Source organism: Shewanella kaireitica (genome assembly GCF_023284045.1).
Taxonomy (GTDB): Bacteria; Pseudomonadota; Gammaproteobacteria; order Enterobacterales; family Shewanellaceae; genus Shewanella; species Shewanella kaireitica.
Map to the genome: position 1 here is coordinate 70,950 of NZ_JAKIKQ010000007.1, position 26,527 is coordinate 97,476.

The following is a 26,527-nucleotide window of genomic DNA, read 5'->3' on the forward strand; positions in this document are numbered from 1 at the left end:
CATCTGCTTTATTCTGGTGCAATAGGAACCACTGGTACAATACGCGAACCATGCTTAACCACTGTATTCATAATTCCAAAATGAAGTTCTTCTGACACCAATTGGAACTCTGCAAAATCCGTTGTACCAATATAGGCAAAAACATTTAGTTGCAGCCCATGTAAACCAAACCCCTTAAAAGTCACCCTTAATGGTGTTTCATCCACTTTGTCATGCTTTACAAGTAAGCTCTTTATATCGTCTATAATCCCATGTAACTGCTCGGTATTAGTTTTATAATCCAACCTAATATCGGTTTTAAAACGGATTTTCTCTCGTTCTGATATGTTTTCTATATCCATCTCAGATAAACGCGCATTAGGCACATTGATCACGGTTCTATCAATGGTTCGAATACGTGTACAGCGAAGGCCAATCTCTTCAACCGTGCCGGTAATGGTACTGAACCGCCCCACATCGCCTACTCTTATTGGCGCTGAAGAGTATAAGGTTATGGTACCAATAAAGTTTTCAATCGACTGTTTAGACGCCAAGGCAATCGCTACGCCACCAATACCTAAACCAGCAAGTATCGTTGATGCATCAAAGCCCAGGTGTTCAAGCCAGATCAAGATAGTCAGAGCGACGAGAATCACCCTTATAAAATTAGCTAACGGTCGTAACAGCGATGCCGTTTGGCTCTTGCCTTGATTAATCCAACGTAAGCGTAAACTGTTTTGCAATACGTCGGTCAAACTCCAAATAAACCAGATAATTGCAATAACCAAAAGAAACCCAGTGTTAACGACCGCCATAACATTTGCCGAAAGCGTGGTGTTAGCCATCCAAGCACGGTCTAGCAATAACGCTAATAACAATCGAGAAGGCCCGACAACTAAATGAGCTAAATCAGCTTTATATTGATACTCGCTGCGAAGAATGAGTTTTTTTGCAAGCCAAGTCAGAGGAATAACAACCAGTAATGCCAGAATAAGGTAGCTAATGAGCAGTGCCCATTCCCACAAGTTCAGTTTAAAAAGGTGCCCTTGAGGAATATTTTGAACATACCACTCAACAATGGGACCATAGCCGAGCTCGCTATACAACATTGGTACTTTGGCGACTGTTGCATTGGAGATTTTCCAGATATTACCAAGTTGCTTATCGGGGACTTTTTGCAACAAAAGTGTAATTTGATTGCCTTTAACTTCTACCCGGCCAAATGCGTCGCGATAATTTGGCAATTGGTCGTCACTTGCACCACTAGGTAAATCACTGATCTCTTCAAGGTTGACCCAAATATTACGCTCAATAATCGCCACTAATTGCTTTGCGTATTCAGGCCCAAGCTCCTTTGACATTCCATCGGGCAAATAGCGTAGATCTAAATACTTAGCTGCTTTATCGAAATTCTGCTCAAATGTCGCTTCAAAGAACCCCTCTATCGTTCCTCTCGGAGTGTCTCTAAACAAACTATCTTTATAGTCATAACTACTGGTTTTAACACTCGTGCTATTCGGCTCATCTGACGACTCTACATTCGGTTTAACAGCACTAGCAAGCCCTGTTGTAACCGCAGATGCAACAGAAATATTACTCGCTAGCAATATCAGTCCCAAATAAAAAATAATCCTTGTCATTAATAGACCCCTTTAAAAGCCAACAACTTAGAAGCTACATTAAACTTAGCATGATTTAACGCATTGTTAACACTTAATAATTAACTATATTTCCTATACGATTTTAATTAATTGTGTTGACAAGTTGTGTTAACTGGATATAATCCGCTCAGTTTTAGAGATATACCCTTTTTTGATATACTTTCACCGCCTTCTGTAAAGTCCACGATTCGTCGTTTGATCCCCACATAAGCGTTATCACAACAGGTTCGATCATCTTAATCGGCAGTCATTTTACTGTCATAACTTTATGTTTTACTTCGTTGTAGCTTGAAAATAGTTCAGTACTTGTGATCTTAACGACATATTCGTTAACAATACTGCGTACCAAGCCACTTGTATAAGCATAAAAAGATGAGTAATCTCGAATGGAACTTAAATTCATCTTTCGCGAAAATGCTAAGGATATTCTATCGTTATAAAACACTACCAATATTGGTAGCATTAATAAAAAGGAGTGTGACCATATGTCATACCTAGTAAATGGACATGAAATTACCGTTAACTTTCCAGTAGACTCAATTTCTGTCAACAAATCATCAATCGCCTTTACTGACAGTCAAGGTAAAAATAGACAGACTTTTTCAAAGCGTACTGAAGCGCTTAAATTTATGAACTGGTTATTGTCTTCAAGTAAGTAAGTTTAAATCTGTAGTACCGACTTTTCGATACATTTCCTCTCACTCGTATCGATAGTTTGTCTTCATAGGCAAACGAATAGGACTGAAACATATTCAGCTATTTAGTTAACTTCATTTGGTTCAGGCTTTACCTCTGCTCAGGTAAAAAGCCTAACCAAGTGGATACCCACCCCTCAATCTAAAATCACCATAAAACATAAATTATCAACGCACTAGTACCAATGCATTAAGTGGTAGGATACTTACGCTGGTAACGCGGTAACATGGTCGCATTTCCCAATAAACCACCTTGATGAATATAAAGTATATTAGTGTCCGCGGCATCTGCTAACAGCTTTTCTACACACATCCACCCTTTTGGATCATACAACAGTTCAAACTCTATCCCTTGCTCGGAAACTTTTTGCCAAATCTGATAAAACTCTCGATACAGTTTTCCAAAGTGATATTTTTTGTCTGTTTTCACAATTTCGGGATGAAACGAAACATCTGTGATTAACTCAGAAAACTGCTGGGATAAATAAACTTCATCACCAACACAGGCGCAGGTTTTGACCGAAATATCGGGGGCATAAAGTACAAAGTACTCATTAAGAAAAACAGCTGTTGTACCTGTACCAGACGGTAAAAAGACAGTTAACGCTGTCAATTTACTCACTGAAAACCAGTCACTTATCTCTTTAGCCAGTTGATGTACCCCTTCCCTAGCGTAAAGACAGCGACCACCTTCAGGCACAAACAGTGCTTGCTTGTCAGCAGGGAGCACCACTTGCTCTATATATTCACCACAACTTCGATTTTGCCTGTCATCAACTAGCGATAAATCAATAACATTTGCACCGTTTGCTATCGCCTCCACATAATTGCCCTTTTCAGAATTCAGCACTTGTGCCGCTATATGGTCAGTATAGAAATCAAGTTGCCAGCCGTTCAGTTTTGCAAGAGCGGACATTGAATAGAGAGAATTCGCCACTGGAGAGCCGTAGCCAATGAGTCGTGAAACATTTGGGAAGTCATGCTTCAAAAAGTAGGCAAATTTCCGTGCTTTGTTTCCAGAAAACTCTTTATGTAACAGATCATCTCTCTTAACAAAAATACGACTTCCGTTATATTCGATACTATCTATTGGTGTGTTGATTAACACAGGCATTCTCGTTAAACCATGGAAGGGTAATTGTAACCCTTAACAGTATCGAGTTCAGGCTATAGCGGTGCAAAATACCACTTTTTAGTGGTTTTGATTAATCCTAATCATTCAAAATAGCCCTAAACAACGATAAAACAACAACTTAAAATATGGCATGATAATGGCATTATTGTAAGTTGGGTCATCGAGATTGATGACTAAATTTTATTTTGAGGGATCTTAAATGGCAGTATTGCGCTTAGTGTTTAACATAGCATGGTTTATTTTAGGCGGCTTTGTAATGGGTCTTGCTTGGTGGTTTGCAGGCTTACTGTGTTTCATCAGTATTATCGGCATCCCTTTCGGCAGAGCCTGTTTCGTGATTGGTGAGATGACATTTTGGCCATTTGGCCAAGACTCTGTTAATCGCCGAACTCACACGGGCATGGAAGATCTAGGCACTGGCGCATTTGGTACCATCGGCAATATTGTTTGGTTCTTGCTGTTTGGGATCTGGCTGGCCATTGGTCACATTATGCATGCCTTTGCTTGTGCAATTACCATCATAGGGATCCCGTTTGCACTACAGCATTTAAAGCTGGCTATTTTAAGCTTAACCCCTATAGGTCAAACCGTGGTTGCGAAAGCTTAGGGCTGTCATAACAACACCTTCTTCAGCTGCTCGATTAGCGCAGCTGAACTATCTAAGCTGATATCATGCCCAGCATTATCAAACTCAATAAGCTGACATCGATAATGATCTGCTATAGATTGACTGCAATCAGGTGAAACCAACTTGTCTAAAACACCACTAAACACAAAGATAGGTTGTTGCAAGCTATCACAACACTTAAAACACGCACACGCCCATAGTTGACGAACGGCATTGTGCAGTCGAACGCGGTTTTCCTGCCTCAATTTAGTCCATTTTTTTGCTATCGCTAAGTTAGCACCTAGGTGTTCACTGGATATTTTAAGTGCTGTCGCTTCAGACCAGTCGAGTCCACTATCTCTATTACGGGTCCTATATGCATCTATGACGGCATAAATATTAAAGCGTCGAAACCAAGGTGATAAGTTGGCGGCACTTGTATTAATAACCACTACTTTACTGACTTTATCTGGCGATAAACGCGCCATTTCAATGGCTATCATTCCCCCCATAGAAAGCCCTATTATATTGTTATCATTGCCCTCCAATTGCTCCAATAATGCACGAGCATATGTCGTAATGGTTAATGGACTTTTCTCATGACTAAACACACCGTTACCTAAGCTATCCATTGCAACGACATCTACGTTGAAAGCCATTACCTCAGCAGATAAAGACTCAATGAAATCATGCCAATGGCGTTTATCACGCATCAAACCACGCACAAGTATCCACTTAGGATTTTTATTGTCAGGATGTCTATCCATCAGCACTGATACCATCGATTTAATGCTGCATTATTCTGTTTTAATAACAATTCTAAATTCATATTCTCCAACTCTCGACTTGCAGCTAAGTCCATTAAAAAATGCATCAAAACAGTATGTTTGCGTAATGCCCTTAGCTGTCGATGCTGCTTTTGTGGATTGAAAAATCCCGCAAAATTAAACATTTGCCTTGGATTTTTCTTTACCCAGTTCCAAGAGCCCATCTCTAATGTTAATGGCAAAAAGGGCTTATCATCTTTTGGAGTTGCAAGATAATCCCAAATATCTCCATGCGTTCGATATATTAAGCTTTGCGGCGAAAAACTGTAGTGGTTATGGTACGGGTAACTGGATTGATATAGCTGCTCTAAATAATAAATCAGCCCTACACTCGATACCGGCTTACTAGAGCCTGCAAACGGAAACCATATGTGATCGGTCATACCAAAGCCTGAATGGGCATCTAAGGATATAAGGCTAGAGCTATTAGTCTTAAGCTGTTCAACATATTGGATCAAAGCCTGCGTTTCTTGCTCGACACCTTGATGCCCCCTATACCAAGGCAAATGAGATGAAAGTTTTTGCCCACCAACAAGAAATGTAACCTTTGTCTCCGCCTCTATGGGAGCATTTCGCATTAAGTCCACCCGCTGTCCATTGCAGCGTGTACCGTTTAGTAACCCGACAGGATTAACAATTGGTACAAAAGCGAGTTTAATTTTGGTTAACAACTGCTGTAACTGACTGTCCCATTCAAGCCTAGATAGAATACTTTCAAGCAACGCCATTATTACCTGAATGCCAATTACCTCAACGCCATGCACGCCTCCAACAAATAGTATACAGGGAACGTCACATCCTTTTGCCCCCACTTCAGCACTAATAACTGGATAGCGATGGCTTTTGAACTCGACCTCAGCCAAAGTCCTAGCATGTAGCTGTGGATAACGCTCAATCAATTCCAATAGTGTTTGTAACTCTGTAGGCACAACTTGCATGATTAAATAGCAGTGTGGATGGGGTTAAGAGAATAAAGTAAGCGACGAATAAGACAAAGTGAGGTCAAATAGATGACAAAACTATTGAGCCATGTTTTCTTTCAGTATTTTGTCCACGTCAATTTTGTCTAGTCCTTGATTGAAAAGGTCACGCCATTTTTTGCCTTCAGCATTGTTTTTAAAGGCGATATAAAGTTCTTTATGGGTTAAAATACGCTTATTGAGTTGCACTCGGCTGGCGACTGACTTCATATCAGCTTGACCAAGTAGATAACCCAGTACATGGGCATCTATGACAGCTGCATCAATGCGACCTGAAACCACTTTTTTTATATTATGAATATCAGACGCCACCGCTTCAGCTGGCTGTACACCTTGAGCAATCATGTTATCGAGTTGCTCGGTGTTGACGTATCCCTGAACAACGCCAATGGTATATTGATTTAGATCGCTCTGGTTTGACCAACTAATCGGATGGCGCTTTTGCTCGACTAACCCTAGAGGGCTGCTACCCATCGAACCTGAAAAGATAAACTTTTCTGTTGGATACGCATATTCAGGTAAATATCCGGAATATTTTGAATCATCTCTCGATGCCATTCTCACAGCACGGCTCCAAGGATAGAAATCGACCTGAACCTTATGCCCGACAGCTTCTAATGCCGCACGAGCTATCGCAATACTCGCGCCTTCATTCTTCAACTGACTGCCAGCATAAGGTGGCCAATGCAAAGAAGTTAAATACAACGTATCGGCATAACATACTGACGATGTACTGCTTAACATCAGAAACATAAATAGCTTTCGCCCTTTGCTAAATGCAGCAGTTAATCGTTGAATAATATTAAAAACATAACTACACATGTCACTTAATGAGCCTCTTTCACCGTCTAGCTAACAGGATTAACATTAGCGAACCTATCAAAGATTCTAGTCAATCATAGCGATATAACCAAGATTCGGGCTTTGGACTGCAAAAATCAGAGCAAGAGATTAGGCGTTGTAACGTTAACGATTCACTATTGTTTGCATCTAATATTGAGATGAGATCGTAAACAGGAATTGTTACAGTTGCTTTTACCTTTGAAAGGAAAATGGGCATATACTCAATAAGTACAATTAACATTCTAAACCGCAGTTGTAGTGCAGTTTAATATGCAAAAGCCATCATTAACAAAGTAAAGGGAGGATCTAATGCTAAAGAAAACACTGATAACTGTCGTTGGTGGATTACTAACATTAACAGGCGCAGCCCTAATCATATTGCCAGGTCCAGCTTGGTTATTGCTACCGATAGGTTTAGCAGTGTTAAGCTTAGAATACACTTGGGCTAAGCATTGGCTTAAAAAAAGTCAAAACCATATGAGCAGCACAGCTCGATGGCTTGATAGAAAGATATTACTGCGTAGACTGAAACGATAATAACCCATATGTTATCTCGCTGTGTTTCGCGTAATAGGCTCTAGAGACAAACGTTACACTCTGCAACAGAGACCGCTCACCCTAGCAAGCAAAATTGATTTCTACTGCGACTAAGATCCCATTAAATCAATCCAAACTAGCGATAGTCTCAATCGATTCAAAGAATTATCTTCAATAAAAATAATAACTTAATATAGCCCCACAAATAACCATACATTAAGTAAGTTTATAGGGGCGCACCATGACCAAATTGACAATTCTTACCATCGCCATGACCACAGTTTTTTCTGCAACTGCATTTGCTACAAGCGAACCTATCGAGATAATACCCGCTGCAGTCATCACCAACCCAGAAAAAGTAGAGCTTGGTAAAATGCTATTTTTTGAACCTAGACTTTCAAAGTCTGGGTTCATCTCTTGTAACTCATGCCATAACCTTTCACTTGGTGGCGTTGATGCTTTACCAACTTCAATCGGACATAACTGGCAACAAGGACCAATAAACTCTCCAACAGTATTAAATGCTGAGTATGGCTTAGCCCAGTTTTGGGACGGAAGAGCGAAAGATCTTAAAGAGCAAGCTGGCGGCCCTATCGCTAACCCTAAAGAGATGGGTTTCAGCCACGAACTGGCGGTAGATACTATTCGTTCCATGCCAGCTTACCAAGCCAGATTTGCGCAGGTTTACCAAAACGATGGCATTACAATTGAAGAGATCACTGATGCCATTGCAGAATTTGAAAAGACACTCGTCACCCCTAATGCCCCATTCGATAAATTTTTACTCGGTGATAAAAATGCTATCGATGCCGATGCAAAAGCAGGCTACCAACTATTTAAAGACAAAGGTTGTGTAAGCTGTCATAACGGCCCAGCAGTTGGTGGCACCATGTATATGAAGATGGGGCTTGTTAAACCTTTCCACACTAATAACCCTGCTGAAGGACGAAAAGGGGTTACCGGAAAAGAAGCCGACAAGTTTGTATTTAAAGTGCCAACACTCAGAAATATTGAACTCACTTACCCGTACTTCCACGATGGTAGTGTTTGGGAATTGGCTGAAGCCGTAAACACCATGGCTGATATCCAGTTGGGTCAGGCATTAACAGAAACAGAAACAAAACAAATGGTGTCGTTTTTGAATTCCTTGACCGGTGAACAACCACAAATTGTACTGCCAATTCTGCCGCCATCGACTGCAGAGACACCTCGCCCAGTGCCTTTTGCTGATTAATCTCGCCAATAATTAAAGCTTAAAAGCAGAAAAGCCGCATAATGCGGCTTTTCTATATTCTAAATTTCAACCTAATTTACATCGCGGGCTGAAACGATAACACTCTAAAACGCTCTACAATGGCGTTTAATACACCTTGTTGACGCATATTACTGAGTACACCAGGACTAAACCTGTCTAAGCGAGACATCGCTGTGACTAACAGCTGACACTCATATAGTGTGGCGTCTGCTATATATTCAGGACGGTCAACCATATAGCTATTGTTGTACCACTCATCCCATTTAAATGTTTCAAGCAATAATCCATCACGGTCTAGATCGGCAACAAACTCTTGTAAACGCTTGTCTGAAACAAAATGATTACCAATAACAAGATCTTGAGCATACTCTTTATATAGACCAGCTGCGTGGCTCTGTATTGTTGAGTTGTTCATACTATACCTCCGTTTAGAACTGGCCATATGCTGCTCTTTAATATAGAGAAGACTATTTATGTAGATAATTGATATCTGCATAAGGCATACCAGTTTTCAATGAGGTTATTCTAATTGATGTAAACTGAACGCAAACTTAACAACAAGAAGTCACCGTTAAGTGCTTATAAAACAGGCTGAAAAGAGTTATCTCAGCCCATTACACCAAGCTAAAAACTTGCGAATTTTAATAATATGGGCCACGGTTCCCTTCTATATATACAGGTGATTCCTCACCAGTCACATGACTTTTGATCCTTGTTTGCAAAATGCCAATGCAATCTGCATTGACTATACTTAGTCGTAATGAATAACAGCGGTGAGCGTACTATGAAGTTAAAAATCAACAGGATTGTATTTGTACTACTCGCATTAGTCATCAGCAGCAGCTCTGTGTATGGATCTGACAAACATGATAAAAGTGACAAACAAAAAGGTAAAAACAAGCAGCAAACACTACCCTATGGCCTGCAAAAGAAAGTTGACCGAGGAGAGCCATTACCGCCTGGCTGGCAAAAAAAGCTAACGCGAGGCGACAGACTAAGTGACGAGCTATTCTCTCGAGGTAGAGTCACATCGCCTATCGACTCTAATGGAAATGTTGTCATAGACATTGATGATGTGCCAATTAAGGTCAATAATAAAACCCGCGAGATTATTGATATTCTGGTCAAAGATAACTAGCTACTTGTCTATACTGCTATACATGTCGATACTCATTTTAAAGGCCTTTTGCCAGTTAAACGCTAGATGTATCGACGTAGAAACGGTGATTCCCTTTTAAGTCAGTGCAACAACGAAGTGGGCTGGCACCGAGCCTACTATGATAGGCTGCGTTTAGTAAAACTCGGTGTTATTGATTTTGCCGAGGGGCATCCATTAGTGGCAATCAATGCCTCGCCTAAATGAATCTAGGATCTTTAAGTCGATCGGGAAGAGGACAAGGGCAATTAAAATTACTCAACTAACTTTGTCATATCTTCCGCTGCAAACTCTTCCATAATCAATTCGGTAAATAAGCGCCCAGCTCTACCTAACGGACGCTCCATCGTCGATACCAGCTGAGGAGTGAAACTAAAACGGTTACCACCACTAAAATCAACTTCAATTAATTGACCATTATCAAGCTCGTCAGTAATCAAAAAATCGGGCATCCAACCGAAGCCTAATCCCATTAAAAGCGCATTTTTTTTCATGATAAAACCAGACAAGTAGAAAACTTTATCACCACCAAATTGCAATTCATCTCGGTGCAGTTTTTCAGGTGAAGAGTCCTCAATGGTGAGCTCAACATGACGTTGCAATTCAAAAAGACTAATACTTTTCTCACTGGCTAATGGATGATTAGCGCCGGTAACCAATATACTGGTGATTTTAGGCAAAGGCTGTGGTCGATAATTTGGACCCGTTCGATAATCTTTCACCAACATTAGATCAGCACTGTCACGCTCAAAACGCTCCTGAACTCCTCCTAAGAACTCCATATTGAGTTGCACTTTTGTTGGGATCTGTTGTTCAGCCATTCTTTTCAGGGCGCGCATAATCGGCTTCATAGGTAATGCACCGTCAACCACCAACTCAAGTTTAGGCTCCCAGCCTTCACTAAACCTGCTCGCTAAATGTTCAATATTTGTTAGGTACTGCAGCAATCTTTGCCCTTCAGCCAAGATAACTTTACCTTCAGGTGTTAATTCAGCGCGGTATTGATCCCGACAGAAAAGCTTTACACCTAAGTGCTGTTCAAGTTTTTTAACCTGATAGCTTACCGCTGACTGCGCTTTATGTAATCGCTCTGCAGCCTTAGCAAAACTGCCCTCTTCTACTAGCACTTGCAGCACCTTAAATGCATCAACATCAATGCGCATATTGCTCTCCTAACGTAAACATAAACATACCATCTAAAAAACAGATGGAGTTAGGTTAATTATTATTCTTTTTTTTGCTGTTGTTAGCAACTAAATTGATAACAAGATCACATTATTAGAATAAGTGCGAACGCACACAGAAAGGAAAGCCAGTATGCCATTTTATGTGAAGCAGGGAGAGATCCCTACCAAGCGTCATATCACATTCAAAAAAGACAATGGGGAGCTTTATCGTGAAGAGCTGTTCTCGACCCATGGCTTTTCCAATATCTATTCGAATAAGTATCACCACAACATGCCAACAAAGGCATTAGAAGTTGCGCCTTATAGCTTAAGCCATGGTGCAGACTGGCAAGACTCTTTAGTACAAAATTATAAGCTAGATACTAAACAAGCTGATTGCCAAGGTAACTTCTTTAGTGCCCGCAATAAGATTTTCTTCAATAACGACGTGGCGATGTACACCGCTAAAGTGACTGAAGATACCGACGAGTTTTATCGTAACGCTTATGCGGATGAAGTACTTTTTGTTCACGAAGGCGAAGGGACGTTACTCAGTGAGTACGGTGCCCTAGCAGTTAAGAAATGGGATTATCTCATCATTCCAAGAGGGACTACCTACCAACTTAAATTTGATGACTATAAGGCAGCTCGCCTGTTTGTCATCGAGTCTTCGACCATGGTTGAGGTTCCGAAACACTTTCGAAATGAATATGGGCAGATGCTTGAGTCAGCGCCTTACTGCGAGCGAGATATACGCACGCCGGTTTTGCAAGATGCTGTTGTTGAGAAAGGTAACTTCTCATTAGTGTGTAAATTTGGTGATAAGTATCAGCTAACCGCTTTAGAGTGGCACCCGTTTGATTTAGTCGGTTGGGATGGTTGTGTCTATCCATGGGCGTTCAATATTCAAGAATATGCCCCTAAGGTCGGTAAGATCCACCTTCCACCTTCTGACCACTTAGTGTTTACAGCACATAACTTCGTGATCTGTAACTTTGTACCGCGCCCTTATGATTTCCACCCACAATCGATCCCAGCGCCTTATTACCACTCCAATATCGATAGCGATGAGGTGCTTTACTACGTCGACGGTGACTTTATGAGCCGCACAGGTATCGAAGCGGGTTATATGACTCTGCATCAAAAAGGTGTACCACACGGACCACAACCTGGCAAAACTGAAGCCTCAATAGGCAAAACAGAAACCTACGAATACGCAGTGATGGTTGATACATTCGCCCCACTCAAATTGACTGAACATGTAAAGAACTGCATGAGCATCGACTACAACCGTTCTTGGATTGAAAGTTAAACTTAACCAAGAGCAACAGCCATCAACGTAATGGCGACTAAGAATTGATAAAGGATATAACAATGGCAAGCGAACAAAACCCACTTGGCTTACTCGGTATCGAATTTACTGAGTTCGCGACTCCTGAGCAAGATTATATGCATCAGGTTTTTATTGATTTTGGTTTTTCTTTACTGAAAAAATCCAAATCTAAAGAGATCCTCTACTACAAACAGAATGATATTAATTTCCTGCTTAATACCGAACGTAAAGGCTTTTCTGCAGAGTTTGCCAAAAGCCACGGCCCAGCAATTTGTTCAATGGGTTGGCGCGTAGAAGATGCACAGTTTGCTTTTGAAGGCGCGGTTGCTCGCGGTGCAAAGCCTGCAGATGAAGACGCAAAGGATATGCCATACCCAGCCATATACGGTATCGGTGACAGCCTTATCTATTTCATCGACACCTTCGGTGAGAATGACAATATTTATGCCACAGACTTTGAAGATTTAGACGAACAAGTTATCACCCAAGAAAAAGGCTTTATTGAAGTTGATCACCTGACAAACAATGTTTACAAAGGCACGATGGAACATTGGTCTAACTTTTATAAAGATATCTTTGGTTTCACTGAAGTTCGTTATTTTGACATTAAAGGTTCTCAAACAGCACTTGTGTCATATGCTCTGCGCTCACCAGATGGAAGCTTCTGTATTCCAATCAATGAAGGTAAAGGTAATGACAAAAACCAAATTGATGAGTACTTACGTGAATATGACGGTCCAGGTGTACAACATTTAGCGTTCAGAAGCCGCGACATTGTCGGTTCTTTGGATGCTATGGAAGGATCATCAATCCAAACCCTCGATATTATTCCTGAGTACTACGACACTATTTTCGATAAGTTACCGCAGGTGACTGAAGATCGTGAACGCATTAAGCACCACCAAATTCTAGTTGATGGTGACGAAGAGGGTTATCTGCTACAGATCTTTACTAAGAATCTATTTGGCCCAATCTTTATTGAGATCATCCAACGTAAGAACAATCTTGGTTTTGGCGAAGGTAACTTCAAAGCTTTGTTTGAGTCTATTGAACGTGATCAGCAGCGCCGTGGTGTGCTCTAAACAGTAGCTTTGTAAACTGCTTTTCTCGCAGAGTAAACCAGCTTAAGTCTATCAAATGACTAAGCTGGTTTTTTTATAGCTAACGTTCACTAAATTTCGATTTGCAACTGCTGTTATCTTCTCTACAATGGCGCTCAGTCTCAAGACTGCCCTCAGTACTTTAACTTAAGAGAGTTGCCGCCTCATGCCCGATATTGCACTACTCGCCGTATTTCTACCGACCTTCTTTTTTGTCTCTATTACCCCAGGTATGTGCATGACGCTAGCAATGACACTGGGAATGAGTATTGGCGTGCGCCGTACTATGTGGATGATGGCCGGGGAACTTGTCGGTGTTGCTCTGGTGGCTGTAGCGGCCGTTATGGGCGTTGCCAGTATAATGCTGAACTACCCAGAGGCTTTTGCAGTACTTAAATGGGTTGGTGGCGCTTATCTGACCTATATCGGCATCAATATGTGGCGCTCAAAAGGTAAGATGGCTTTAGTTGAGGGCCAAACAGCGCCAAGTGTCGGCAATTTAGAGTTAATGACTCAAGGCTTTATGACCGCCATTGCCAACCCTAAAGGCTGGGCGTTTATGGTGTCTCTATTACCACCATTTATAAACGTTGAACGGGAAGTTGCGCCGCAGTTATTGGCACTTTTATCCATCATTATGTTTACTGAATTTACCAGTATGATGGCTTATGCCACTGGTGGTAAAAGCCTACGGGTATTCTTGAGTCGCGGCGATAATATCAAATGGATGAACCGCATTGCCGGCTCATTAATGATAGGCGTCGGTTTTTGGTTGGCACTGGGTTGAACAATCAACGCGCTGTATTGCAAACGACAAACCTTTGCTAATGGCTTAATCAGCGGCTTGTCGATAAGGCAACTTGCTAGTGAGTTGTTGCATATAGCTCTTAATGTTGTCAGCCTCTTGCAGAGTAAAGCTTTCAATAGCACTGCGAAATTCTGGATGCGTGATCTCATGAGTTGAGTAAGTGGCGATAGGTTCAAATCCTCGCGCCACCTTATGCTCACCTTGCGCGCCAGCGTCAAACACTTGTAGTTTCTCAGTGATGCAATAATCAATGCCTTGATAGTAACAAGCTTCAAAGTGCAAGCCGTCGATATCGACCAAGCTCCCCCAGTAGCGACCATAAAGATGAGTTTTAGACCTAAAATAAAGTGCTGTTGCGATGATTTCATTGTCCTTGTCACGCACTAATAACAACAATACATTGTCAGGCATGGTTTGAGACAAAGATTCAAAAAAGTCAAAATTTAAGTAACCAGCATGTCCAGATCGTTTCGCATAAGTTTGCCTATAACAGGCGTAGAAACTTTGCCACATTTCTGCTGTCGTATCACTGGCTGCAACGAACTCAAAGCTCAACTTATGTGGCGCTAGTTTGCCACGCTCTTTATTGATGTCTTTACGTTTACGCGAGGTCAATGACATTAAAAAACCATCAAAATCCTTATAGTCTCTATTGTGCCAGTGAAACTGAGTACTCAGCCTTGTTAAACATGCATTCTCAGCGGTATGTGCTTGAGACATACTGCTGAACTGTGCTTTAGGGAGGAATAAACAGTGCCAGCTAGAGAAACCGTTTTCTATCGAAATATCACCAAGCACCTGGGTAATAGCATCGTAAACAATTTGCTGAGGCATATCAGCCGCGATGCCAATCCGCTTGCCCGTAACAGGGGTAAATGGAATGGCTGAGACAAGCTTTGGATAATAGGGGATTTGATGTCTTTCGTACGCTTCAGCCCAGGCCCAGTCAAAGATATATTCACCATAGGAATGACTTTTTATATACAAGGGCATCACAGCGACAATGTCGGTTAGGTGGTACACAACAAGATGCAATGGTTTCCAGCCTGTACGCTGGCAAACACACCCACTGCGCTCCAATGCAGCCAAATAAGCATGATTATTAAATGGATTGTTATCATCCATTAATCGGTCCCAAGTTTTAGGACTGACCGCATCAATACTCTCAACAAATTCAGCCCTGAGCTGAAAATCATTATTTAGGTCTGTGCTTTCTTTGGCTTGTTGCTTATCCAAACTCTTTTATCACTCCCGTTATGTTTAGGCTCTTTCAATACTAACCACCAATATAGATGATTAATCTATCGCTATTGCATTTATACCCGATAAGCGGCACATTGCTAGTCTAATTTAAGAGTTGAATGGGGTTTCCCCCAAGAAAATCAACCTCTACAGACAATAAACAAAGGATTGAAAATGCGCTCGTTTAAGGCCTTAGCATTTGCCATTACAATGGCAATTCCCCTCACGACTCTAACACTAACCGCCAGCGCACCGCTATCGGTGAGTGCCGCCGAGACTTCTATCTACAGCCATATGGCCACCGCGCACCCAGTTTGGGCAGAACACGGTATGGTTGCCAGCCAAGAAGCATTAGCAACCCAGGCGGGGGTAGCAATACTTAAGCAAGGCGGTAATGCTGTTGATGCTGCAGTCGCAGTAGGTTTTAGTCTAGCGGTCACCTTGCCAAGAGCTGGTAACATTGGTGGCGGCGGTTTTATGTTAGTGCATCTGGCTGAGCAAAATAAGACTGTTGCAATCGATTACCGAGAAATGGCTCCAGCTAAGGCGCACAAAGACATTTTTCTAGATGAAAAAGGAAATGCAGTAAAAAAACTTAGCCGTGAACACGGTCTGGCAGTCGGGGTGCCAGGGACAGTGATGGGGATGGAGCTCGCACTAAAGCAGTACGGCACGATGACCATGGCTCAGGTCACTAAAACTGCAATCGATTTGGCTAAAAATGGCATAGTCGTTACCCCTGATTTAGCTTCTTCACTATCAGGGTTAAAGAGACGAATTGCCCAATGGCCAAGCTCTAGAGAGATTTTCTACAAAAAAAATAACACTGACTACCAAAGCGGTGAAATCTTAAAACAACCAGAATTAGCGAATTCCTTGTCGCTAATCGCAAAACAGGGTAGCAAAGGATTTTATCAAGGTGAAACGGCCGAAAAAATCGTCGCAGCTGTTAAAGCCGCCGGAGGCATAATGACGCTTGATGATTTAAAACAATATCAAGCTATTGAAAGAGAGCCTGTATCGGGTAATTATCGCGGCTATCAAGTCGTTTCTATGCCGCCACCATCATCAGGTGGTATCCATATTATCGAGATGCTCAATATATTAGAGCAATATCCGATAGGAAAACTTGGCCACAACAGCGCTGCCACTTTGCACCTAATGACAGAATCAATGAAGCGGGCCTATGCAGATCGCAGTGAGTATTTGGGCGATCCTGACTTTGTTAATGTGCCGGTTGATGCTTTGACCAATAAAGAGTACGCCAAAACACTCTCGAAAAAAATTGTCATGAATAGGGCTACACCTAGCAGCGAAATTAAACCCGGCAAACTCGCGCCCTATGAAAGTAACCAAACTACCCATTATTCTGTGGTGGATAAATGGGGCAATGCGGTATCCAATACTTATACCCTTAATTTTAGCTATGGTTCAGGCCTAGTTGCCAAAGGCACTGGCATATTACTTAACAATGAAATGGATGACTTTTCCGCAAAACCTGGAGTGCCCAACGGCTTTGGCTTAATCGGTGGTGAGGCTAATGCTGTTGAGGGCAGAAAACGACCGTTGAGTTCCATGAGCCCGACTATCGTAATGAAAGACGGTAAACCGTATATCGTTACTGGTAGTCCTGGTGGTTCTCGCATTATCACCACGACCTTGCAAGTTATTATGAACGTGATTGACCATGACTTTAACATCGCTGAAGCGACCAATGCTGCTCGAGTTCACCATCAATGGTTGCCTGATGTCTTACGGGTGGAACATACGCTAAACATCGATACTCGTCAGCTGTTGGAGGAGAAAGGCCATAAGATAAAGGTCAATAACTCTATGGGATCGACACAATCAATCATGGTGACTGAACAAGGTATATTTGGCTCATCAGATCCACGTCGAGCAGGCAGTGCGACCATAGGTTACTAGATTAACGACTAGCACCGATTAACAGATAAGCTTTAGCAACAGTGCGCTTTCATCATTAATGGAAGCGCATTTTTTGAATGGAAGAAAACCTTACCAACTAAGCTCATTCTGGGTAACGTTTTTTCATTTTGGCAATTGAGTCGCTGATCAATTCAGTCAATACCGCTAAATCTACATCACTTAACCGCTTTATATATAAACATGACTTACCGGTTTTATGTTTACCAAGCTTAGGTAGAATCTCTTGGTAATCACCAAAACCATTCATAAGGTATATGGTGATATCATTTTTTCTTGCTGCAAAACCCGTTATCGGCCAATCTCCTTCACGACCAGAAGCATAGCGGTAGTGATATTGGCCAAAACCTATGATGCTACCCCACATGACAGCAGGTTGTTTGGTTACAGTAGAAAACAATTGCTGCAGTGCTTGGCAATCTTCAAGCTTATTCCCTGAAAGTTTCTGTTTTAAAAATAAAGAGGCGTCCGCACTGGTAGGTTGTGTCTTCAATGTTTGACTCACTGACCTTGTTACAGATTGAACCTTTTTCTTGGCAGTATCAACGCTTGCGGCCATCTTTCCCCCTCTCTGTTAATAACCATAGCAATGGCAATCTTTTTAAATAGTGTAGCTGCAAACATTAACAGTGTAATAAAAAGGGCAAAGCATACGCCCTGCCCTTTATATGGAGTTTTACTAGTAATAACAGACTAAAAGTCTTTTTCACCTTTAATGACTTCAGGGTAGCCACATATCGCTCGAGATGTTTGCATTCCCGCCATAGTTGCCGCTTCAACGCAGCTGGCATTAATACCGGTTTTAATCCAATCACCAGTCACAAACAGGTTATCAATACCGGTACCATCGGTATCGACTCGGTATTGAGTACTGCCCTTTACTGACATTACATAACGCTCAGAAGGATCAACATTAGCGCGCCAGTATTGGCTATCAAATCTAGCGACTCCAGTCGCATCGTTTTCATCATGAAGCCACTGCCAAGGGAATCCGCCAGTTGTCACTGCTGATTGGCTGCCTGGAGCAGGTACATTATCCCAAAGCTTATAGATTTGGTTATCTAACTGCCCTATGGCACCCGCTTTTGTTATTGATGTTTTATGAGCTTGGAAACCAGTTTCAGACGCTGGCGGGTAATGCTCAACAGGTAGTGCAGAGCAAAAATAGCTGGCATTTTTTGGTTGAGCGCCCTGCCAGTCTTCCATCTTAATCAAATGCGTTAACGACGCCCAAGTATCAAACGGTTCAGTAAAACCAGACAGTACAGGCTCTTCGCCATTATCAGGTCTTAAAGGCCAGCCCATGCCCGCTAAATCTTGATCCAGCCACAATTGATAAGCTTGCGTGGCAACCGTTTTTACTTTCTCAACACTTTTGCTTAAGACTTCACTTTGCTCCATGACCTCTTTAGCCACATGAGGTACTGAACCAATAGACAAACCAAATATCACCTTGTCAAAATCTTTACCCTTTACTAGCCGCTTTTTAGGCAATGGCTGTCCATAATGGGCCTGATAAACCTCCTGCCAATTACTCCAGAAATGCTCCAAATTAACATCATGTTGCTTAATCAATTGCGCTTGCGTTTCATCGAGTTCTTCGAGTTTAGGTTGGCTTGGCCAACAATCAAGCCCCTTAACATCAACAAGTGGCGAGTATGATTCAACACCCTGTTTTAATGCCACTTGCTCAGTGATTTCTATCGCCTGAATACTGTGGTTAACACACTCTAGGTTATCGACCTGATTAAAGAAGTGAAAATTAACCCCACGACGTTTAAGCACTTCATAATAAGGCGTAAAGACGGTATCGCCCATGCCAGCCTGCATCTCCCACATCACCCCGCCTTGGTAGCACAGTGCAATCCGCATCATTGAACGGATAATGGTACCAGCTTCCAAGTTAGGATTATCGAAATTGCCTTTTTCATAGGCAAACACCAGATCGTAAAAACCACGAACTGGCGCAGAATCGACAGTAAAGGTTTGATTCGCACCATGCTTAGTTAACCACTCGCGGTAGTCATAATCGTTAATAACATCAAAGCCATGCTTAAATACATCATCAACGAACATGCCTTTTAAGATGGTTAAACCCAGATCTGCTGCAATATATAATCTACGCAGTTCATCATTATTCTCTAATTTATCAACAAAACGCTCTTCTAAGCGTGACCTAAATGCATCCACTGCAGATTCAACAAAGCCGCCCTCATCTTCAGTATCATGATGATGCGCTTTACAATCTCGGCCAATCATTTGATTAAAATGACATTCAAGTTTATCGGCCAGTGACGACAAGCTCTCTTTAGCATCATCTATCGAGTCTTCTATTTTGTCATTTAGTTCTTCAAACCATTCACGGCTAAACCAGTGAACCGGTCTGGCTGACTCTTGCGTCTTAGCGGTGTCTTCATCTTCCAGGGCATCAAGCAAGTCATCCATCTCAGTTAGCCAATGACGGATCCAGCTAAAGGCTGCCTTGACGACTTTCCAAAGCGTTAATACTTCAGTGCTATCTCCTGGGATCCCACTGCGCTCTGGAAACTGAATTGGCCAACTGTCTGAGTCGCCGCCAACATCCTCTTGCAATACAATAAAATTATGTGGTTTAAAGGCATCTAAGAAAGTGGCTAACGGCGTACCAGCGGGCCTATCAAGTTCTTCATAAGCCTTACGCATCAAATTAAAAGCATTTTGGTAAAAACCAAACCAGATATGCAGGCCATGCTCTTCAATACGTTGACCTTTTTCAGCATTACGTCCACTGGCACCTTTACCGCCAATTCGCCAGCCCATCTGATAGACATCAATTTCATAGCGGTTCTGCCAACCAGGCTGCTCGGTTAAGCACGCCGCAGCTGTCATTGCCGCCACACCGCCACCTAAAATAGCGATTTTTTCTTTCTTTATGGTTGAGTTATCAACTAATACTTCACCTTGTGGAACTTCAAAGTCAAAGTTAACGTGGTAAGGCAGCAATACATTTTGTTCACCCAGTTCAACGCCTAACGACTCTTTAAATGAAAAGGAGGCATTATCAAACACAGTCGCCAGCAAATCATTTTCTAGTAAAGAAATAGAGTGTACTTTATTGACTTTAGCCGGCGCTGCTGTAATTGCTTGGTAAACGGCTTTATCGCCAGCACTGTCAGGCAGTTGCTTTAAAAATACCTGGTCTATGGCAGGTTTAAATAACAAACTAAATAACTGTTGCTCGCCCAATTTATCGAGTTCTGGAATAAAGTCAGTCTGCGCTTTAAATAGATCCCAAGTCTGTCCTATTGCCTCTATAGTTGAGAGCTGATGTTCTTCAGCGGCTTCGCAGTCAACACTTAATAACGGATGCATTGCCAATTCACTATCTTGTGAGAAATGCTTAAAACTCTTAGCAGAAAGGCTGAGCTTAGTTAGCGGCTCTCCAACTTCAGGCATCTCGTATTCACACATGTACTTAGGGTAACCGAACAACTCGCGTCCATTGATGAGTGCCATGGCGTCATTAACAAAAATATGCAGCGGATGAAAATAGACGTGGCTGATATCATCACTGTCACTACTATTTTGGCGGCCTACCATCACCCAAGTAACAATGTCTGTTTCTTGGATCCAGCCCTTTTCTCTATCTTCAGGGAATTCAGAATAAGCTTTATCCACTCGAGTAAAACTGGTTAACACATAAGGCGAGAGCACTTTAAAGTACATCGCACTGCCTGCCACTTGATTAAGGCACTTATCAATAGAGCACTGTAGGTTGGCCATTTTTCCTTTCATAAAAAAGCCGTACATATCAGCTTTACTTAAAATGAGTGGCGAGTGCATTAACATTGAGCCGGGGGGATAGATGAAATTAGGGCGTTGAGCGTCCATTGCCTAGATCCTTGCTGGTAAAGAGTAGTGATTTCGCCCGTACTTTTCTGCTCGGGCTTTTTAGAAAACAAACTTCCCAGTAAGCTAATTTATTTACCAATAAATAACAACGTTGAATGCTTGTAAGTATCTCCTTAACGCATTGAACATGAGTAAAAAAACACTAGGGTCGCACTTTTAAGCGCGATATTAGCGAGGCAGCAATCATTAATCACAATTGCCGCCTCATCTATATAGTTAAAACAGTTTGGCTACTTAAGGCTAGTGATACTGCATTAGTTTTTCATCTGCTTGCTTAATGGCTGCAAATGCTTCCTTTTCTAGCTGACGTATTCTTTCAGCTGACACGGCATAAGTCTCAGACAACTCTGTAAGAGTGCTTTTTTTATTGGCAAGCCAGCGAGAATGAACAATATTACGACTGCGTTCATTCAACGTTGTAAGCGTGCGCATCAGCTTGGATTTATTATGCTGCTGCCATTGCGCTTGTTCAATATTCTCAGCAAGTTCTGACGATTCATCGACGACAAAAGATTTTTGAGCGCCCTCTTCTCCATCTTCATTAAGTGTTGCATCAAAATTGTCATCACGTGCAGCCATTCTAGCCTCCATCTCTTCAACGGTGTCGACTGGTATATCTAGCTTTTCAGCAAGTGCGATTGCCTCTTGCTTACTAAACCAACCCTGATGGGTTTTGTGACTACGAAGATTAAAAAACAGTTTGCGTTGATCTTTGGTGGTAGCAACTTTAACCAATCGCCAGTTCTTTAATACATACTCACAGATCTCGGCTTTTATCCAATGAACTGAAAAGGTCGATAAACGCACACCTGCGTGGTAATCAAATTTTTTGACTGCTTTAAGCAAACCAATATTTCCCTCCTGAATAAGATCTTCAAAGGGTAGGCCGTAACCCTTAAACCCTTTTGCAATGTGAAGCACGAAGCCGAGTAGAGAAGTGCTCAATTTATCTAAATAATACTTTCCGCCCGTTTCACTATAACGCTTTGCAAGCTCCCGTTCCGCTTCAGCGTCTAAACGCGGAATACTGCGAGCAAATTGGATATAACTTTCTACGCTTGATGAATTAGATGCTGACATATTAAAACCTTCCATAAATAAATTTTTAACCATTTCATGCTCGGTTTAACAATATGACTGACACGAGAAACATGAATAGAGAGTAAAAGTATTGACAAGTAAGTAGTGATTAAGCCTTGCCGTATTGAACATGGTGAGGAATTCTAGTCTTGTTATAAATCGATACATAAACTAAACATAATCAATTGCTAAAACTGTAACAACAATAAATCAAACTATTGATAATAAAGCATTAAAACATAGGAAAGAAACAAGTACCAATAAGATAAACTGTAGTGATAAAGCGTAAACATAGACCTTAATCATTGGTATTATCTAACTCTGATAACATAAAAGATTTTGGTTTTGACACTGGAGCAAAGACAGATAGCTTTATTCAACAACAAACTATAATCTGTTCAAGAGCAGATAGGAAAAGAGAAGAGTATGGATTTAAATTTATTAAAGACGTTTGATGCAGTAATGAAGAGTGAAAGTGTTAATGATGCAGCTGATATTTTGGGGATCACGGCTCCCGCAGTGAGTCATGCGTTAAACCGCCTTAGAGACCAATATCAAGATCCGCTTTTTATCCGACAAGGCCGCGGAATAGCGCCGACAAATTTTGCCATAGAGTTACATGTAGAGATCCAAGAACCATTATCATTGCTGCTTAATGGTGCCATATCCCGGCAAGATTTCGACCCATTAACCAGTCAACGAACTTTCCGTATTTCCAGTCACAAAGATATAGATCTTATCGTTGTTCCTCCAATTGTGGATTATAAACGAAAACATGCACCAAACATCATGATTAAGGCCGATGTGGAGCATCAATATTATCATGAAAGACAAGATGACTTACGCCACCGTAAGGTAGACCTTATTCTTGCAACTGCACTATTAGAAGATCATGGTTACCATAATCAGTTCTTATTCGAACAGCAATTGGTTGTCGCTGTCAGTAAGCACCACCCGCGAATCCAAGACAAGTTAACCCTCACAGACTTTTTTAATGAATATCATCTCCTCTGGTCTACAAAAACGCTCGATAATTACGTTCTTAGCTCATTAGCTGATGAAGATATACCCCATCGAAAAGTCGCTTATGCCACAGGCTCACTTAGTACTGCATTAGTGATGGCATCGCAAACTGACTGGATTTGCGTAACGAGTAGCTGGCATGCAAACAAAATGTGTGATGCGTTAGATCTGAATATATTCCCTCTGCCCTTTGCATCTAAAAAAGTCCCCATTTATATGACGTGGCATCACTCGCAGCGACATGACGGCGGGAATAAATGGCTTAGAGAAGCGCTCATTGAAACTACAGCAGCACTTCGCTAACTTAGATATAGGTTGAACTCAGATAAGCTAGCAAACTATTTGCGTTCGTTTTGAATATTATCCATCGCACACATTCCAAAATTAGGATTGACTTGTTCGCAATGCTGTACCCAGCGTACAGGCCAAAATATTCGAGTCGATTTTCCAATCTGAATACATTGCATCTGTATATTTTTATGCTCATACCTATCACCGACAGCAAAAGACTCTGTTTTAGAGGTATAGCACTTCGGCGCTAGTAAATTTTCATCCATGAGCTGGTAAACCCAGTTTTCATCCGCTTTGTTCTTAAAAGCATCATAGTAAGCAGAGTTTACAGAACTAACAGCGGATAGCTCGGCCTTAGTGGCTGTGATCATTCCAACGTCAGCGAAGGCACTATTTGCCAGTAGTATACTAACAATGCATAGCAGCAGTTTCATCGATGCACGTTTGAGTCTAATGTTCATGTTATTCCCATTCTTTAAATAGCACTGCGGTAAATTTGTATATCAAACAAACTCACGACTTTAACTTCTGTAATAATTGTTCAATAGCATTTTTAGGCGCCACCTTTTTGAGTTCAGCCAAACAAGCATTTGCATTTATATTGTCAGTTTCTAAATACACTTCGCACAGTGCATACATTTGTTCTGGAGCACCAGACAACTGATACGCCTGCTCAAACAAAGGCACTGATGCGGCAATATCGAACTCTTTTTGCATTACTCCGTACAAATACCAATAGTAACTATTTGACTCAGCGAGTATGGCCGCGACTTTTATCTGTTCCAGTGCCAGCCGTTTCTCTTTGTCTCTCACCAAAGCCAGTCCTTTGGCATAATGCAACTGTGACGAGTTAGGATTACTCTTTAGTCCTGCATTCAAAATATCCAAGCTAGCTTTATCTTTACCTTGTTTATGATACACCTCTGCATAACTGACCCATACAGCTTGATTGGTGGGTACCTCCAACGTTAATTGCTTAAACAACGAAATTGCTTTTTTGTTATCTGCGGTTAACTGATAAAACCTTGCCAGCCTAAATCGTGCATATGATGTGTTGTCCTCTAACAAATATTGTTCAAGTCCAGCTAAGTAAGGCCTGATAATCTCTTTTTGTTCAGCGGTAAACTCTTGCCCACCCGATAACAAATTAAATAGTGCTTCGTTGCTAGTCGCCGTATTTGAATCAGCCAATAAAGGAGTAAGCATTTTCCAGCGCAATGCAATAGAAAAACCAGTGCTACCGATAATAGCAGCTTGCTTTATTTGAGGGTTGTCTTCCTTCAAAGCTCTAGCTACAGCCACCAAACCATTTTTTGAAGGTCGCGTTCGTAAAGACTCAAGTGCAATTACCCTTTCATCGACTGTCCGTGCTTTATCCTGAGCAATGTAGGCAGGCTCTTCGACATTAGGCCGATAATTTGTCGGCGGTTCTTCTGCATTAGCTTGAGTGCCAAATGACACTAGCAGCATTGAAACAGCCATTATGATCTGCTTTTTCATCATCAATCACCCGTTATGCTCTGGCTTGCAATTGCTTGTTAATTAATTCTCGGTCACTGTATTTACCGCGAGCTACCGGGTAGTTAAGTGTACGTAGAATATACGCCAGCCCCGCATCTGCATGGGTATAAAACTTCTTCCAACCTGCGCATAAATAATTAAGCCCATCTTCACCATCTTTGGTACGAATGAAGCGGTTTTTAGGACACTCACCAAAACAAGCAAATTGATATTCACAGCGCTGGCATTGGCTTGGCAATGACTTGGTTTTTGATACCCCAAACTGCTGCTGCTGACTAGAGTAAGCCATTGATTCAAGTGTTTTATCGTTTATATTGCCAATCTTGTATTCGGGATAAACATAATGATCACAGCTAAAAACGTCGCCATTAGGCTCCATTGCTAAGCCTTTGCCACACATTTCCCCCAGTGTACATAATGGATTTCTTCTGCCAGCCCAAGTCTCTAAAAAGGCTTCGAAGTATTGAACGAAGACAGTCCCTACATCATTTTGAATCCATTCATCAAATACTGTAATCAGGAAGTTGCCCCATGCGTCATCTGCGACACAAAATGACTCAACTATCGACTCTTTATGGGCCGGATTTAACCTAGCATCGCCTTGTATTAATCGTTCATCGCTCGCCCATGTATGAGGAGCCGTAGAGCGAAACGTCTTAGGTTCAACAATAGGAATAAATTGCATCTGTGGCGACTTAACTTCATCACGTAAAAAACGATATACCGTTAAAGCATTATGACTGGTTATGTTATTGACACAGGTCAACGTCGCAAATTTAACCTGATGTTTATGCAGTAATTCAACTGCTCGCATGACTTGTCTAAATGAACCTTTTCCAGATTTAGTAGTACGATAACTATTATGGATTAACTCTGGACCATCAATACTTAACCCAACAAGGAAGTTGTTATTCTTTAAAAACTCGCACCACTTATCACTTATAAGTATGCCATTAGTTTGTAGATCATTTGAAATAATAACGCCTTCAGGTTTATATTTTTTCTGTAATTCTACAATTTTTTCAAAATAAGGGATCCCTAGCATTGTCGCTTCGCCGCCTTGCCATGAAAATATAATCTCCGGTGTATTTTGTCCTTCGATATAGCTGCGAATAAATACTTCAAGATCATGGTCACTTAATTGCGGTGAGCATCCCTTCTTATATTCCAACAGATCTTCTTTGCTTAAGTAGTAGCAGTAATCACAGTCAAGGTTACATGAAGCGCCGATAGGCTTTGCCATTACATGCATGCGTTTTGAGGCTTTACCATTAAACTGTGGACCTGCTTTTAGAACTGTATTGTTGCTACTCATAAGGATCTTCATCTGTCTGTTAATTTGATGGGAGAGATGATAATTGCTAGTTAATTTTTGAACAATCAACTCAAGTAAAATATGGATTGAATGGTATTTAATTGGCACCAACTAAGAGTGATTCAACTAGATACCGAG

General features: G+C 41.5%; 24 protein-coding genes. 10 read left to right on the forward strand and 14 right to left on the reverse strand.

Translation table 11 applies throughout. The features are described from left to right. Positions 1-8: 8 nt before the first annotated feature. Positions 9-1,619, reverse strand: a complete 1,611-nt coding sequence (locus tag L2730_RS11095; RefSeq protein ID WP_248974656.1) for a mechanosensitive ion channel family protein — start codon at positions 1,617-1,619, stop codon at positions 9-11. A 506-nt stretch (positions 1,620-2,125) separates the two neighbouring features. Between L2730_RS11095 and L2730_RS11100 the strand changes: the two genes are divergently transcribed. Continuing rightward, positions 2,126-2,299, forward strand: coding sequence for a hypothetical protein (locus tag L2730_RS11100; RefSeq protein ID WP_020912937.1), 174 nt, complete (start codon positions 2,126-2,128; stop codon positions 2,297-2,299). 226 nt (positions 2,300-2,525) lie between these two features. Here the strand turns inward: L2730_RS11100 and L2730_RS11105 are convergent, their stop codons facing one another. Continuing rightward, positions 2,526-3,449, reverse strand: a complete 924-nt coding sequence (locus L2730_RS11105; RefSeq protein ID WP_248974657.1) for a 1-aminocyclopropane-1-carboxylate deaminase/D-cysteine desulfhydrase — start codon at positions 3,447-3,449, stop codon at positions 2,526-2,528. Positions 3,450-3,669: 220 nt separating this feature from the next. Here L2730_RS11105 and L2730_RS11110 point away from each other — a divergent pair, with 220 nt between their 5' ends. Further along, positions 3,670-4,077, forward strand: a complete 408-nt coding sequence (locus L2730_RS11110) for a YccF domain-containing protein (protein WP_248974658.1) — start codon at positions 3,670-3,672, stop codon at positions 4,075-4,077. A gap of 5 nt (positions 4,078-4,082) precedes the next feature. Here the strand turns inward: L2730_RS11110 and L2730_RS11115 are convergent, their stop codons facing one another. From L2730_RS11115 to L2730_RS11125, 3 genes are all read right to left on the reverse strand, one after another. Beyond that, positions 4,083-4,844 carry an alpha/beta fold hydrolase gene (locus L2730_RS11115; RefSeq protein ID WP_248974659.1) on the reverse strand — a complete coding sequence of 254 codons (762 nt, stop codon included), beginning with the start codon at positions 4,842-4,844 and terminating at the stop codon, positions 4,083-4,085. Next, entirely contained in the window at positions 4,844-5,842 is a 999-nt protein-coding gene (locus tag L2730_RS11120; RefSeq protein WP_248974660.1) for a M14 family zinc carboxypeptidase, read from the reverse strand. The genes L2730_RS11115 and L2730_RS11120 overlap by 1 nt, the downstream gene beginning before the upstream one ends. A gap of 81 nt (positions 5,843-5,923) precedes the next feature. After that, complete coding sequence (locus tag L2730_RS11125; RefSeq protein ID WP_248974661.1) at positions 5,924-6,637, reverse strand: substrate-binding periplasmic protein; 714 nt, start codon at positions 6,635-6,637, stop codon at positions 5,924-5,926. A gap of 399 nt (positions 6,638-7,036) precedes the next feature. Between L2730_RS11125 and L2730_RS11130 the strand changes: the two genes are divergently transcribed. Together L2730_RS11130 and L2730_RS11135 are read left to right on the forward strand one after the other, a co-directional pair. Further along, a complete protein-coding gene (locus L2730_RS11130) occupies positions 7,037-7,264 on the forward strand; it encodes a PGPGW domain-containing protein (RefSeq protein ID WP_248974662.1) in 228 nt (75 codons plus the stop codon). 241 nt (positions 7,265-7,505) lie between these two features. Continuing rightward, entirely contained in the window at positions 7,506-8,498 is a 993-nt protein-coding gene (locus L2730_RS11135; RefSeq protein ID WP_248974663.1) for a cytochrome-c peroxidase, read from the forward strand. A gap of 76 nt (positions 8,499-8,574) precedes the next feature. Here L2730_RS11135 and L2730_RS11140 read toward each other — a convergent pair whose 3' ends face one another. Continuing rightward, a complete protein-coding gene (locus L2730_RS11140) occupies positions 8,575-8,934 on the reverse strand; it encodes a DUF6508 domain-containing protein (protein WP_248974664.1) in 360 nt (119 codons plus the stop codon). Between the two features lie 369 nt (positions 8,935-9,303). Between L2730_RS11140 and L2730_RS11145 the strand changes: the two genes are divergently transcribed. Beyond that, the gene (locus L2730_RS11145; protein WP_248974665.1) at positions 9,304-9,657 is read left to right on the forward strand and encodes a hypothetical protein; all 354 of its coding nucleotides are present in this window, start codon (positions 9,304-9,306) and stop codon (positions 9,655-9,657) included. Between the two features lie 272 nt (positions 9,658-9,929). Here L2730_RS11145 and L2730_RS11150 read toward each other — a convergent pair whose 3' ends face one another. Further along, entirely contained in the window at positions 9,930-10,838 is a 909-nt protein-coding gene (locus L2730_RS11150; RefSeq protein WP_248974666.1) for a LysR family transcriptional regulator, read from the reverse strand. Positions 10,839-10,992: 154 nt separating this feature from the next. Between L2730_RS11150 and L2730_RS11155 the strand changes: the two genes are divergently transcribed. The 3 genes from L2730_RS11155 (at position 10,993) to L2730_RS11165 (ending at position 14,061) form a co-directional block, all read left to right on the forward strand. Continuing rightward, entirely contained in the window at positions 10,993-12,153 is a 1,161-nt protein-coding gene (locus L2730_RS11155; protein WP_248974667.1) for a homogentisate 1,2-dioxygenase, read from the forward strand. 62 nt (positions 12,154-12,215) lie between these two features. Further along, the gene (gene hppD, locus L2730_RS11160) at positions 12,216-13,256 is read left to right on the forward strand and encodes a 4-hydroxyphenylpyruvate dioxygenase (protein WP_248974668.1); all 1,041 of its coding nucleotides are present in this window, start codon (positions 12,216-12,218) and stop codon (positions 13,254-13,256) included. A 184-nt stretch (positions 13,257-13,440) separates the two neighbouring features. Continuing rightward, positions 13,441-14,061, forward strand: coding sequence for a LysE family translocator (locus L2730_RS11165; protein WP_248974669.1), 621 nt, complete (start codon positions 13,441-13,443; stop codon positions 14,059-14,061). Positions 14,062-14,106: 45 nt separating this feature from the next. Here L2730_RS11165 and L2730_RS11170 read toward each other — a convergent pair whose 3' ends face one another. Then, complete coding sequence (locus L2730_RS11170) at positions 14,107-15,318, reverse strand: GNAT family N-acetyltransferase (RefSeq protein ID WP_248974670.1); 1,212 nt, start codon at positions 15,316-15,318, stop codon at positions 14,107-14,109. 180 nt (positions 15,319-15,498) lie between these two features. On the opposite strand from L2730_RS11170, the gene ggt reads away from it, so the two are divergent. Further along, a complete protein-coding gene (gene ggt / locus L2730_RS11175; RefSeq protein WP_248974671.1) occupies positions 15,499-17,250 on the forward strand; it encodes a gamma-glutamyltransferase in 1,752 nt (583 codons plus the stop codon). Positions 17,251-17,353: 103 nt separating this feature from the next. Here the strand turns inward: ggt and L2730_RS11180 are convergent, their stop codons facing one another. The 3 genes from L2730_RS11180 to rpoH all read right to left on the reverse strand — a co-directional run bounded on the left by L2730_RS11180 (position 17,354) and on the right by rpoH (position 22,239). Beyond that, on the reverse strand, positions 17,354-17,827 hold the full coding sequence (locus L2730_RS11180; RefSeq protein WP_248974672.1) for a DUF1801 domain-containing protein: 474 nt from the start codon (positions 17,825-17,827) through the stop codon (positions 17,354-17,356). Positions 17,828-17,961: 134 nt separating this feature from the next. Further along, positions 17,962-21,138 carry an NAD(P)-binding protein gene (locus tag L2730_RS11185; RefSeq protein ID WP_248974673.1) on the reverse strand — a complete coding sequence of 1,059 codons (3,177 nt, stop codon included), beginning with the start codon at positions 21,136-21,138 and terminating at the stop codon, positions 17,962-17,964. 261 nt (positions 21,139-21,399) lie between these two features. Next, positions 21,400-22,239: an RNA polymerase sigma factor RpoH gene (gene rpoH / locus L2730_RS11190; protein ID WP_248974674.1), complete on the reverse strand. Its 840-nt coding sequence runs from the start codon at positions 22,237-22,239 to the stop codon at positions 21,400-21,402. Positions 22,240-22,665: 426 nt separating this feature from the next. Here rpoH and L2730_RS11195 point away from each other — a divergent pair, with 426 nt between their 5' ends. Further along, the gene (locus L2730_RS11195) at positions 22,666-23,565 is read left to right on the forward strand and encodes a LysR family transcriptional regulator (RefSeq protein WP_248974675.1); all 900 of its coding nucleotides are present in this window, start codon (positions 22,666-22,668) and stop codon (positions 23,563-23,565) included. 35 nt (positions 23,566-23,600) lie between these two features. Here the strand turns inward: L2730_RS11195 and L2730_RS11200 are convergent, their stop codons facing one another. From L2730_RS11200 to L2730_RS11210, 3 genes are read right to left on the reverse strand one after another with little or no spacing between them, the layout of a single operon-like run. Further along, complete coding sequence (locus tag L2730_RS11200) at positions 23,601-24,014, reverse strand: hypothetical protein (protein ID WP_248974676.1); 414 nt, start codon at positions 24,012-24,014, stop codon at positions 23,601-23,603. A gap of 52 nt (positions 24,015-24,066) precedes the next feature. Then, positions 24,067-25,035 carry a tetratricopeptide repeat protein gene (locus tag L2730_RS11205; protein WP_248974677.1) on the reverse strand — a complete coding sequence of 323 codons (969 nt, stop codon included), beginning with the start codon at positions 25,033-25,035 and terminating at the stop codon, positions 24,067-24,069. Between the two features lie 31 nt (positions 25,036-25,066). Next, a complete protein-coding gene (locus L2730_RS11210; protein WP_248974678.1) occupies positions 25,067-26,389 on the reverse strand; it encodes an anaerobic sulfatase maturase in 1,323 nt (440 codons plus the stop codon). Positions 26,390-26,527 lie beyond the last annotated feature (138 nt).